Raw genomic sequence first — 11,908 nt, forward strand, 5'->3', positions numbered from 1 at the left:
GCGACATCGGTAGGCTTCAGATTCAGAGACCCTCGCGAACCGCCCCGCGAATGCCCTCCAGCAACATGGCAAACGCCGGGTTGTCATTGTCCTGGCGCCATACCAGGTGCAACTCGCTTTGTACCCCTTCACCCAGATCGATCTCACGAAACACCACCTGCCTGAACACCACGCTGGTGGCACACCGGGGCACCAGTGCCAGACCCATGCCGGCGTTAACCAGCGCCAGGATCGTCAGTGAGGAACCCAGCCATTGCACGAACTGCGGTGCAACGCGGGCCGAGCGCAGCATGCCGGTGAGCAGTTCGTTGAAAGGTGGGTAGGCGGAGTGGGAGTACATCAGGAAGGGTTCACCGTCGAGATCTTCGACGCCCACCGAATCGGCACTGGCCAGCGGATGCCCGACGGGCACGGCCAGGACGAACGGTTCGCGCACCAGGCACTCGGTGGCGTAGCCAGTTTCCAGCAGTGGCGAGCGGACGATCCCCAGGTCGATGCGGCGAGCGCGCAGGGCCTCGTGTTGCTGGTAGGTGTTCATCTCCGACAGAACGATTTTTACCTGGGGTTGCTTCAAGCGGGCTTCGGCGATGACTTTGGGTAGAAACTCATACACCGCGCTGCCGACGAAGCTGATGGTGACTGAGCCGATGTCGCCCTGGGCAAACCGCTTGGCGGCCACGGCGGCTTGTTGCGCCTGCTCCAGCAGGTTCTGCGCTTCGATGAAAAACGCCCGTCCGGCGGCGGTGAGCGCCACGCTGCGAGTGCTGCGGGTGAACAGTTCGACACCCAGGTGATGTTCCAGCAACTGGATCTGCCGACTCAGCGGAGGCTGGGTCATGTTCAGACGTTCGGCGGCGCGACGGAAGTTGAGTTCGGTCGCCACCGTAGTGAAGCAGCGTAGCTGGGCCAGTTCAAACATTGATTCAATCCAGGTATCAATCAAGTGCCAAGTTAGATTAGACGGGAACAATACCCTCCGTCCATCATCGGCCCGTTCTCTACAAAAACAATGATCGGAGCCGCTGCATGAAGATCACCCGCGTCACCGTCACACCCATCGCCTTTCGCGATCCGCCGTTGCTCAACGCCAGCGGCATTCATGAGCCCTACGCGTTGCGTTCGATCATCGAGATCGAGAGCGACAACGGTTACATCGGCCTGGGAGAGAGTTACGGCGATGCGCCGGCCCTGGCGATCCAGCAGCAACTGCAAAGCCAGTTGATCGGGCTCGACCCGTTCAACCTCAACCAGTTGCGGGCCATCGTCCAGGCCACCGTGGCCGCCCACCGGCCCGCCAGCGTTGCCGGTGCGGAGCTGGCGCCGGGTTCCCATGCGAGCAAGGCGGTGAGCAATGCTTACTCAGCGTTTGAAGTGGCCTGCCTGGACCTGCAAGCCCATTACCTGAACGTGCCGCTGGTGGATCTGCTGGGCGGGGCGATTCGGGATGAGATCCCGTTCAGCGCCTATCTGTTTTTCAAGTACGCCGAGCACGTCGATTCGCCGTATCCGCCGGACAGCTGGGGCGAGGCGCTCAACGAACAGCAGATCGTCGCCCAGGCCCGGCGCATGATCCAGGACTACGGCTTCAAGAGTATCAAGCTCAAGGCTGGCACCCTGGAGCCGGAGCACGAGGTTTCCTGCATCAAGGCGTTGAAACAGGCGTTTCCCGGCTACCCGCTGCGCATCGATCCCAATGGCAACTGGTCGCTGGAAACTTCCATTCGCATGGCCGAGCTGCTGGGCGATGACCTGCAATATTACGAAGACCCCACACCAGGGCTCGAAGGCATGGCCGAACTGCACAGGCGCACGGGCCTGCCGCTGGCGACCAATATGGTGGTCACCGATTTCGACGAGTTCCGTCGCAGCGTGGCCCTCAACAGCGTGCAGATCGTCTTGGCCGACCATCATTACTGGGGCGGGCTGCGAGACACCCAGGCGCTGGCGAAAATGTGCGACACCTTTGGCCTGGGCGTGTCGATGCATTCGAACTCCCACTTGGGAATCAGCCTGATGGCCATGGCCCACGTCGCGGCTTCGGTGTCGAACCTGGATTACGCCTGTGACACCCATTACCCGTGGCAGGAACCGGATGAAGAGGTGATCAAGGGCGGCAAGCTGCCGATTGTCGATGGTTGCGTGAAAATCACCCGTGCGCCGGGGCTTGGACTGGAGCTGGACCGCGATCAACTGGGCAAGCTGCATGAGCAGTTCCTCAGTTGCGGCATCCGCCAGCGCGACGATGTGCGGCAGATGCAGCGCTACAAGCCGGACTGGAAAACCGTCAAACCGAGGTTCTGAGCCAAGGATCCTGTGGGAGCGAGCCTGCTCGCGATGGCGTTGGGTCAGCAGCATTTAGGGTGGCTGACACACCGCCATCGCGAGCAGGCTCGCTCCCACCTTAGTTTCAGGGTTAGGCCCTAAGTATTGCCCCTCCGTCACATCGCAGTCTTACACCCAAACTGCCGCGCCGGGCCGGCGCCTCCAAAGCATCCGCCAATTGCCTCCAAGGCAGCGTATGACGCGGCCTGTCGCCTTTCGATAATCGCCTCCGACATCCCGTCTCATGTTGCGGAGCGCGCCATGCACAACAATAAAAATACTCGCCACCGTTTTTTGCCTGCGGTCATCGCCGGCCTTTCGAGCCTTGGCCTGACGTCGTGGGCCCAGGCTGAAATCATGCTGTACGACAAGGACCAGACCACCTTTTCCACCGACGGCTATATCAACGCCTTTTACGTCAACAGCGATGTTGACCGGGCAGGGGAGCAGTTCGACCGTCGGCAGGCGCGGGTCAAGATGGGCTTCTTGCCCAACTACCTGGGCTTCAACATGGGCAAGCAGGTCGATGACCTCAAGCTTGGCGCCCGTGCCTCGTTCTGGGTGACCATCAACGACAGCGAAACCAACGGCACCGACACCGCCATCGACGTGCGGCAGTTCTACGGCACCGTCGCCAATCCGCAGTGGGGTGAAGTGCTGGTCGGCAAGGACTTCGGTCTGTTCGCCCGTTCCAACATTCTGCTGGACGAGTTACTGGCCGGTTACGGGCAGGTCAGCGACACCCTCGGGTTGGTGGACGGCGGCGGGGTGTCGTTCGGCAACATCGGCAGCGGCTACCCGTATCCGTTCCCGACTTCGCAGATCACCTACCGCACGCCGGTGATGGATGGGCTGCGGGTGGCGGTGGGCATCATGGACCCGGTGGACACCAACGACAGCAGTGCCACCGGCAAGGCCTACCAGGAAAATCCGCGTACTGAAAGTGAGGTGACCTACCAGTTCGACCTGGGTGGGGCGAAGATCTATAGCTGGCTCAACGGCAGCTACCAGACCTCGGACAACACCGACACCACGGTCGATTCAGTGACCTCCAAAGGCCTGGGCTATGGCGTACAGGCGAAGATGGGCGGCCTGTCGCTCACCGGTTCCGGGTTCCAGGCCAAGGGTATCAACCCGTTCTTCACCAACAACGCCGGCGAAGCGACGTTGCGCAATGTCGACAGTACCGGCTACCTGTTGCAGGGCTCCTACAAACTGGGCAAGAACCGCCTGGCGCTGTCCTACGGCAAGACCGAGGACGACGGCAATGGCGTGGTGGGCAGCGGCGCCGACTATGAAACCCGTGGCATAGCGCTGTTCCATGACGTCAACGACAACCTCAAGCTCGTGGCCGAATACAACCAGTTCGAAATCAACGGCCATGACACCAGCGCCCAGAACGAAGACACCGACACCTTTGCGGTGGGGGCGGTGTTGACCTGGTAAAGAGGATCCATCGGGAGCAATGCACAACCCTGTGGTGAGGGGATAAATCCCCTCACCACAGGAGCATTCCAGCCGAAGCCCGGGGTTTTTTGTGGTGGTCCCTGCCGTGCGCATCGCGGCAGGGGCCGCCACTGTTCTCCTCCCATGGAAGCGTCTACCCGCTACCCAAGTAGCATTCGTGAGTCGGGCGCCGCTTCGTACACTCAAGGTTCCTGTCACGCACCCGTCGGAGGCGAAGATGCTAAAGGCCCAGAGCGAAGGTGTGATAAGCGCCATGTCCCAGGCAACGAACGTCCAGCAAGTTGCCCAGGAGCTGGCGCGGCAGTTGTTGCACCCGCACTTGGGTTTCGTGCTGTTTTTCTGCTCCGCCGAATACGACTTGCCGGCTCTTGGCCAGGCGCTCTCCCAGAGCTTCGGCGGGATTCGCCTGGTGGGCTGCACCAGCGCCGGAGAAATCACCAGTCAAGGCTATGGCCGCAACTGCGTCACAGCGGTGGGTTTCGATCATCGGCATTTTTCCATTGCCGCCGAGCTGATCGGGGAAATGGAGCACTTCAGCTTGATCGACGCCCAGCAAATGGTCGAACGACTGGCCAGCGGTTGCCGCAGCAATGCGCTGGCGCCGATCAAGGGCCACAGCTTTGCCCTGACCTTGCTCGATGGGTTGTCCAGTCGCGAGGAGATGGTGCTGGCGGCGTTGAGCGCGGCGCTGGGGGACATTCCGCATTTCGGCGGTTCGGCCGGCGACGACAACTACCTGACTCACACCCACGTGTACTACGAAGGTCAGTTCCACAGCGGCGCGGCCGTGGTGGTGCTGATCAACACCTGGCTGGATTTCGAGGTGTTCACCACCCATCACATCCTGCCTCGGGAGGAGAAGTTGGTCGTGACCGGGGCCGACAGCACCTCGCGGCGTGTCTACGAGCTCAATGCCGAGCCCGCCGCCGAGGAATATGCCCGGCACATCGGTGTGCCGGTGAACGCGTTGAACTACCGGGTCTTCGCCGCCCATCCGCTGGCGGTGCGTATCAACGACCAGTATTACGTGCGGGCGATCCAGCAGGTGCACTCGGACCTGAGTTTGAGTTTTTACTGTGCGGTGGAGAACGGCATCGTGCTCACGGCGATGACCCCGGGCCCTTTGCTGCACAACCTGCAAGAACTGTTCAGCGGCTTGCAGGGGCGCCTGGGTGACTTGCTGCTGACCATCGGCTGTGACTGTTTTCTCAGGCGCATGGAACTGGAAGATCGCGGTGGCCTGGAGCAGATCGGCCAGTTCCTGCGCGACCATCGCGTGATGGGCTTCAACACCTACGGAGAGCAGTTCAATGGCATGCACATCAACCAGACCTTCACCGGAGTTGCCATTGCCCGCCATCGCGTCCCCGGCCATCGCTGACCTGCAGGCGCAGATCGCCAGCCTGCAGCACGAAAACCGCAAACTGCGGCGGATCAACGACGCACTGATCGAACGGGTGGAGTCCGGCGTGACCCGGGGCAACGACCCGTATGCGGCATTCCAGCATTCAGTGGTGCTGGCCGAGCAGGTTCGCGAGCGCACCGATGCCCTGAACCAGGCCATGGCCGAACTCAAGGCCGGCAATCACCTGCTGGGCGAAGCGCGGCTGCGCGCGGAAACCGCCCACCGGCACCTGATCGATGCCATTGAGAGCATTTCCGATGCGTTTGTGCTGTTCGACGAACAACAGCGCATCGTCCTGTTCAACAGCCGCTTCAAGGCGTTTTGGGCCCACAGTCGCGTGCGCATCATCGCCGGGATGCGCATTTCCGAGGTCAAGCGACTGATGACCGCCAACGGGTTGTTCAGCGAAGAACCGCGTGGCCAGGCCGACGAGCATGTGCTTTACCGCTTGCAGAACGGGCGCTGGCTGCAAGTCAGCGAACGACCAACCCAGGAAGGCGGTCGAGTGATTCTGTTTACCGACATCACCGACGTCAAACTCAGTGAAACCGTGCGTCGCGAACAGGCCATCGCGCAGAAATCGCACTTGTTGCAACGGGCCGTGGACAACCTTTCCCAGGGCGTGGCCATGGTCAATGCCCAGGGTGTGCTGGAGTTGTGGAATCGTCGCTTCCTGGAACTCAGCGGTCTGGCGCCAGTGGCGGCCCATCGGCCGTTTTCCGAGGTGATCGCCGACAGTGAACTGCAACTGCTGACCCCGGCCAGTCGCGACAGCAATGGCCGGCTCATCCACGAAAGCGAGCAGCGCCTGTCGGATGGCCGGGTCCTGGAGATTCGCACCCATCCGCTACCCACCGGCGGCTACGTCAACACCTTCACCGACATCACCGAGCGCTACCAGCACGCCGAGGCCCTGAGTGAAAGCGAACGCTGGATCCGCCTGATCACCGACCATGTGCCGGCGCTGATCGCCTACCTCAATGCCGACTTGGTCTACGAATTTACCAACAAAGTCTACGAGCAATGGTATTGCTGGCCCCGTGGCGTGATGCTCGGCCAGAGCCTGCGCGAGGCCCACAGCGAACAGCATTACCAGCGCCTGGAGGCCTACGTGGCCCGGGCCTTGGCCGGTGAGAGTGTGACGTTCGAGTTTGCCGAGACCAATATCAACAACCAGGAACGCTATATGCTGCGTTCCTACGTGCCCAATCGGCTGGCCAATGGTGAAGTGGTGGGAATCTTCGTGCTGATCCGCGACATCACCGAGCGGCGTCGCACCGCCGAGGCGCTGCACCAGGCCTATCAGAACCTGGAACAGCGCGTCCAGGAACGCACCGCCGAACTGACCACCCTCAATGACCAGCTATTGCGCGAAATCGACGAGCGCAGCCGGGTGGAGCTGCGCTTGCGCGAGGCCAAGCGCGAGGCCGAGCAGGCCAACCTGTCGAAAACCAAATTCCTCGCGGCGGTCAGCCATGACCTGCTGCAACCGCTCAACGCCGCGCGGCTGTTCACCAGCGCTTTGCTCGAGCGCCGTGAGCCGGTGGCGAATGCGCAACTGGTGCGCAACGTCAGCCACTCGCTGCAGGACGTGGAAAACCTGTTGGGCACGCTGGTGGACATTTCCAAGCTTGATGCCGGGGTGATCAAGGCCGATATCGCGCCGTTCGCCCTCAGCGAGTTGCTCGACAACCTGGCCGCCGAATACGTCCAGGTGGCGCGCAGTGAGGGGCTGGAACTGCACTTTGTGCCGTGTTCGGCCCTGGTGCGCAGCGACATGCAGTTGCTGGCGCGGATCCTGCGCAATCTGCTGAGCAATGCCATTCGCTATACCCCCAGCGGGCGGGTGGTGCTGGGCTGTCGCCGGCACCGCCAGCGCTTGTCCATCCAGGTCTGGGACAGCGGCATCGGCATTGCCGAAAACCGTCTTGAAGAGATCTTCCAGGAGTTCAAGCGCGGCGATGTACAGCGCCCGGATCAGGATCGAGGGTTGGGCCTGGGACTGGCGATCGTCGAGAAAATCGCCGGGATCCTTGGGCACCGGATCCAGGTGCGTTCATGGCCGGGCAAGGGCTCGGTGTTCTCCATCGACGTGCCCCTGAGCGCCACCGCGCCCAAGCCGTTGCCGAGCCTGGAGATGAGCGAGCCGATGCTTGAGCGCTTGCGCGGGGCCCGGGTCTGGGTGCTGGATAACGACGCGGCCATCTGCGCCGGCATGCGTACGTTGCTCGAAGGTTGGGGTTGTCGGGTGGTGACCGCGCTGTCGGAGCAGGACCTGGCGCGCCAGGTGGACAACTACCATGCCGAGGCCGACCTGCTGATTGCCGACTATCACCTGGACAACGAGCAGAACGGCGTCGACGCCGTGGCCCGGATCAACGCCCGCCGGGCCTCGGCGATCCCGGCCATGATGATCACCGCCAACTACAGCAACGAACTCAAGCAGCAGATCCGCGAACGCGGCCACACCCTGATGCACAAGCCGGTGCGGCCGATGAAACTGAAGATTGCGATGAGTCATTTGTTGAGTGGGCCCAAGAGTCATTGAGCCGAACGCTGTTGTGGCGAGGGGATTCGTGTGGGAGCAAGGCTTGCCCGCGATGCAGGCGCCGCGAATCCTGGGGAGATCGCGTCATCTTCATCGCGGGCAAGCCTTGCTCCCACAGGGGCGATGTGTCGCGGTTCAACGACGCAGATAAGCCCCGAAATCAATATCCCCGGCACTGAGAATCGCTTGCACCCGATTGTGCACATTGAGCTTGCGCAGGATGGCCGAGACGTGAGCCTTGACCGTGGTTTCGGCGATCTCCAGCGTGTAGGCGATCTGTTTGTTCGACTCGCCCTTGGTCATGCGTTCCAGCACCAGCAATTGTTTACGGGTCAGGGCCTGGAGCAGCTCGGGCGCAAAGGCCGGGGTTTCGTTCAGGCGGCGGCCCATCGGGCTTTTCTGCGTGCGGATGATGTCCGGTGGCAGGTACACGTTGCCGTTGAGAATCTGCTCGATGGCGTCGGTCATCTGCGAGCGCGGCGAGGACTTGGTGATGAACCCCACCGCGCCGTAGGTAATGGCTTGCAGCACCACCTGTTTGTCCTGTTCGGCGGAGACGATCACCACGGGGATGGTCGGCGCCTCGTTGCGCAGGTTGATCAGGCCATTGAGGCCGTGCATGCCGGGCATGTTCAGGTCCAGCAGGATCAGGTCGAGGTCGTCGTGCTCGCGGGTCAACGCCAGGGCGCTGTCCAGGTCGGCGGTTTCCATCACCTCGCTGCCAGGAAAACCGTCGCTGATGACGTTGTGGATGGCTTCGCGAAACAGTGGGTGATCGTCGGCTATCAGGATCTTATACATGGCCATTCACCTCGTTATTGTCGTGTGGGTGGAGCGGGGGCACGCACTCATTGAAATCAGGGAAAGGGTTCGGGCCGGGCCGCTTGCAAGGGCAGGCGGGCCGCCTCCCAGGCGTCGAGGCCGTCGCGGTACCAATACAACTGTTTATAGCCCATGGCGGCGGCGCGTTTTACCGCGTTCCAGCTCAACCAGCAATCAGATCGGCAATAAAAGACCAGCGGTTGATCCGCTCGCCCGCCCGTGGCTTTCCCCAGGTGATGGTTGAAGTAATCCTGCCAGGTCGGGTCGAGTTCGCCGTCGCCGGTATTGGCCAGCCACAGGCTGCCGGGGAGGTTGGCGTGGGGCTCGTTGTCGATGAAGCGTCCCTGGAGCCAGGGGCGGCGATAGACGTCGATCAGGATCGCAGATGGCGTTTGCATCATCAGCTGTTGCAGTGCCTGGGTATCGAGCGTCTCTGCGCCATCGACGGTGGCGGGCGTCGGGCTGCGGTACTGGGCAATGCGATAGCCCTGCGCGGAGAACAGCGCAGTGTCAGCCTGGGCGACATTCAGCCACAGGCCCAGCAAGACGATCACCAGCAAACGGGGCATGGGAATTTATCCTTTTTGTTATGCGCCCATTACATGCCAGGGTCGAGGTCTTGTGAATGCGACCATAGACAGGAAAACCGGTACTAAAGTAGTAATTTCGGGCTCAAAGACAAGTGTCAAACCTAGGTCATGCTCTATCCCCTGTGGGAGCGAGCCTGCTCGCGATAGCGGTGGTTCAGTTGGCAGAGACGTGACTGACGCACCGCTATCGCGAGCAGGCTCGCTCCCACAAGGGTTATTCGTCGTGCAATCAGCCTGCTTTGCGCAACGCCGCATGCTGCGGATTGAAGGTCCACACCGCCAGTAATGCGAACACCAGGGTCAAGCCCGCGCACACCACCATTGCCAGCAGATTGAACCGTTCATACAACGCATAACGCACCAGCTCCACCCCATGGGTGAACGGACTCACCGCGCACAGCCAGTACAGCCAAGGGCTGGCCTCCAGCATTTTCCACAATGGATACAGTGCCGAGGACAGGAAGAACATCGGGAAGATCACGAAATTCATCACCCCGGCAAAGTTCTCCAGTTGCCGAATGGCATTGGACAGCAGCAGGCCCAGGGCGCTGAGCATCAGGGCCACCAGCAGCAGCGCCGGAAATGCCAGCAGCAGACCCATGGCCGGTGGCTGGATGCCGTACAGCCAGGCAATGGCGAGAAATGCGTAGACCTGCAACAACGAGATCAGCGAGGTTGCCAGCAACTTGCTCGCCAGCAGGAAGGCCCGCGGCAGGGGGCTGGTGAGCAGCACGCGCATGCTGCCCATTTCCCGGTCATAGACCATCGACAGCGAACCCTGCATGCCATTGAACAACAGGATCATGCAGGCAAGCCCAGGCACGATGTACACCTCATAAGGGATGTAGGTGTCATAGGGGGCAATGATGGCGATGCCCAGTGCCGCACGAAAGCCGGCGGCGAACACCAGCAGCCACAGCAGCGGCCGCACCAGGGCACTGAGAAAGCGCGTGCGTTGCAGCACGAAACGCAGCCATTCACGCACCACGATGCCGCTGAAGCATTGCCAATACGCGTTCATGAGTGAACTCCCGCTGCGGTCAGATGTGTGAAGGCCGAACCGAGGGTGCCGCCGTGTGCCTGGCTCACGGCGTCGGCGCGTGCGCTAGCGACGAGGCGGCCTTGATGCAGGATCAGCAGATCGTCGCTGGGCTGTACTTCGTCCAGCAGGTGCGTGGTCCACAGCACGCTGATGCCCTCGTGGCACAACTGGCGGACGTGTTGGTTCAGAGCCAGCCGGCTGGCCGGGTCAAGACCAACGCTGGGTTCATCGAGCAGTAACAGGCGCGGTTCATGCAGCAGCGCCCGGGCGATTTCCACCCGGCGACGATGGCCGCCATTCAGGGCACGCACTCGTTCTTGGCGCCGCTCGGTCAACTGCTGGCGGGCCAGTTCCGCGTCGATGCGCACACTGCCCTGGCGCCGCGACAGGCCATGCAGCGCGACGTGGTAACGCAGGTTCTGCTCGACACTCAGGTCCAGGTCCAGGGTGCTCTGTTGGAACACCACGCCCAACTGGCGCAAGGCCGGCCGCGGCGAGGTCTGCAACGAATGGCCGCCGACGCGGACCTCACCACGCTGCACGTCATACAGGCGCGTGAGCAAGGCAATCAGCGTCGATTTGCCGGCGCCATTGGGGCCCAGCAACGCGGCGAAGCGCCCGGCTGCGAGGTTGAAACTCACCTGCCTGAGGGCTTCGCGCGCGCCGTAGGCGAAGCTCAGGTCGCTGACTTCCAGGGCGTTCATGGCGTCACCACTACACCCCAGGGGTAACGCCCCACTTTCACCGACTTGAGCACTTTGCGGCTCTGCACGTCGATCACCGACACATCGCCGCTGACGCCATTGGTTGCCAGCAGTTGGCGTTGATCGGGGGTGAATGCCAGTTGCCAGACGCGCCGCCCCACCAGCAGGTAATCCAGCACTTCGAAGGTCTTGGCATCGATGACGGCGACGTGATTGGCCGGGCCCAGGGCGACGAAGGCGAGTTTGCCGTCGGCGCTGAGCTTGATGCCCACCGGTTGTACCTTGTCGGGGTGAACGCCCTTGATCTGGAACGTCAGCGTCTTGAGCACCTGGCGACTGGCGACATCGAGAATCGTCAGCGTGCCGCCGATTTCCGCCGAGGCCCAGAGCTGCGAACCGTCACGACTGAACTCGACGAAACGCGGCCGTTGGTCCACCAGTGTGTTGTCGGCCAAGGTCTGGGTGCTGGTGTCGATCCAGTGCAGCATGTTGGTGGTTTCACTGGTGTTGACCGCCCATTTGCCATCGGGGCTGACGGCCATGCCTTCGGGCTCGACGCCGACGCCGATCTGTCCCAGCACCTCGGAAGTCTGGGTGTCGATCACGGTCACCAGGGCATCGTCTTCGTTGGACACGTAGAGCCAGCGGTCATTGGGGTGCAAGGCGAACTGCTCCGGGTCCTTGCCGGAGGGCAATTCCTTGATGATCTTGCGGGTGGCGACGTCCATCACCTGGACCCGGTCCGAATCGCTGGCGCAGATGTACAGCAAGCGGTTGTCGTGGGACAGCAACAGCCCTCGGGGGCGTTGGCCCACCGGCAGGGTCTCGATGACCTCCAGGCTCTGCATGTCGATCAGGCTCAGGCTGTTGTCTTTCTCATTGGAAACCCAGGCGATGCTGGCGGCGGCGGGGCCGGCGACCAACAACGCCGCCGCCAGGGTGAGGGTCTGGCAAAGCAGGGCAGGTTGGAACCGGGTCGGGTCAAGCAGGGGGCGGCGCATGGCGGTT

Annotated in this window: 10 protein-coding genes; 4 read left to right on the forward strand and 6 right to left on the reverse strand. The window is 62.1% G+C overall.

Translation table 11 applies throughout. The features are described from left to right. Positions 1–22: 22 nt before the first annotated feature. Positions 23–919: a LysR substrate-binding domain-containing protein gene (locus tag T3A99_RS17995; protein ID WP_047228988.1), complete on the reverse strand. Its 897-nt coding sequence runs from the start codon at positions 917–919 to the stop codon at positions 23–25. Positions 920–1,026: 107 nt separating this feature from the next. Between T3A99_RS17995 and T3A99_RS18000 the strand changes: the two genes are divergently transcribed. From T3A99_RS18000 to nahK, 4 genes are all read left to right on the forward strand, one after another. Then, the gene (locus T3A99_RS18000; protein ID WP_288913431.1) at positions 1,027–2,301 is read left to right on the forward strand and encodes a glucarate dehydratase family protein; all 1,275 of its coding nucleotides are present in this window, start codon (positions 1,027–1,029) and stop codon (positions 2,299–2,301) included. A gap of 282 nt (positions 2,302–2,583) precedes the next feature. Further along, positions 2,584–3,768, forward strand: coding sequence for a porin (locus T3A99_RS18005; protein WP_076385177.1), 1,185 nt, complete (start codon positions 2,584–2,586; stop codon positions 3,766–3,768). Positions 3,769–4,006: 238 nt separating this feature from the next. Then, positions 4,007–5,170 carry a nitric oxide-sensing protein NosP gene (gene nosP, locus T3A99_RS18010; protein ID WP_322834643.1) on the forward strand — a complete coding sequence of 388 codons (1,164 nt, stop codon included), beginning with the start codon at positions 4,007–4,009 and terminating at the stop codon, positions 5,168–5,170. Then, a complete protein-coding gene (gene nahK, locus T3A99_RS18015) occupies positions 5,100–7,742 on the forward strand; it encodes a hybrid sensor histidine kinase/response regulator NahK/ErcS' (RefSeq protein ID WP_080962912.1) in 2,643 nt (880 codons plus the stop codon). The genes nosP and nahK overlap by 71 nt, the downstream gene beginning before the upstream one ends. 135 nt (positions 7,743–7,877) lie before the next feature. On the opposite strand, the gene T3A99_RS18020 is transcribed toward nahK, so the two are convergent. From T3A99_RS18020 to T3A99_RS18040, 5 genes are all read right to left on the reverse strand, one after another. After that, the gene (locus tag T3A99_RS18020) at positions 7,878–8,543 is read right to left on the reverse strand and encodes a response regulator transcription factor (RefSeq protein WP_047229013.1); all 666 of its coding nucleotides are present in this window, start codon (positions 8,541–8,543) and stop codon (positions 7,878–7,880) included. 56 nt (positions 8,544–8,599) lie between these two features. Next, complete coding sequence (locus tag T3A99_RS18025; protein ID WP_310662925.1) at positions 8,600–9,133, reverse strand: PQQ-dependent catabolism-associated CXXCW motif protein; 534 nt, start codon at positions 9,131–9,133, stop codon at positions 8,600–8,602. Between the two features lie 250 nt (positions 9,134–9,383). After that, the gene (locus T3A99_RS18030; protein WP_076385171.1) at positions 9,384–10,175 is read right to left on the reverse strand and encodes an ABC transporter permease; all 792 of its coding nucleotides are present in this window, start codon (positions 10,173–10,175) and stop codon (positions 9,384–9,386) included. Then, positions 10,172–10,900, reverse strand: a complete 729-nt coding sequence (locus T3A99_RS18035; RefSeq protein WP_160892500.1) for an ABC transporter ATP-binding protein — start codon at positions 10,898–10,900, stop codon at positions 10,172–10,174. Before T3A99_RS18035 ends, T3A99_RS18030 begins: the two co-directional genes overlap by 4 nt. Further along, positions 10,897–11,901, reverse strand: coding sequence for a YVTN family beta-propeller repeat protein (locus T3A99_RS18040; RefSeq protein WP_047228996.1), 1,005 nt, complete (start codon positions 11,899–11,901; stop codon positions 10,897–10,899). Before T3A99_RS18040 ends, T3A99_RS18035 begins: the two co-directional genes overlap by 4 nt. Positions 11,902–11,908 lie beyond the last annotated feature (7 nt).

This window comes from Pseudomonas sp. N-137 (assembly GCF_034555295.1).
GTDB classification, from domain to species: domain Bacteria; phylum Pseudomonadota; class Gammaproteobacteria; order Pseudomonadales; family Pseudomonadaceae; genus Aquipseudomonas; species Aquipseudomonas rhizophila.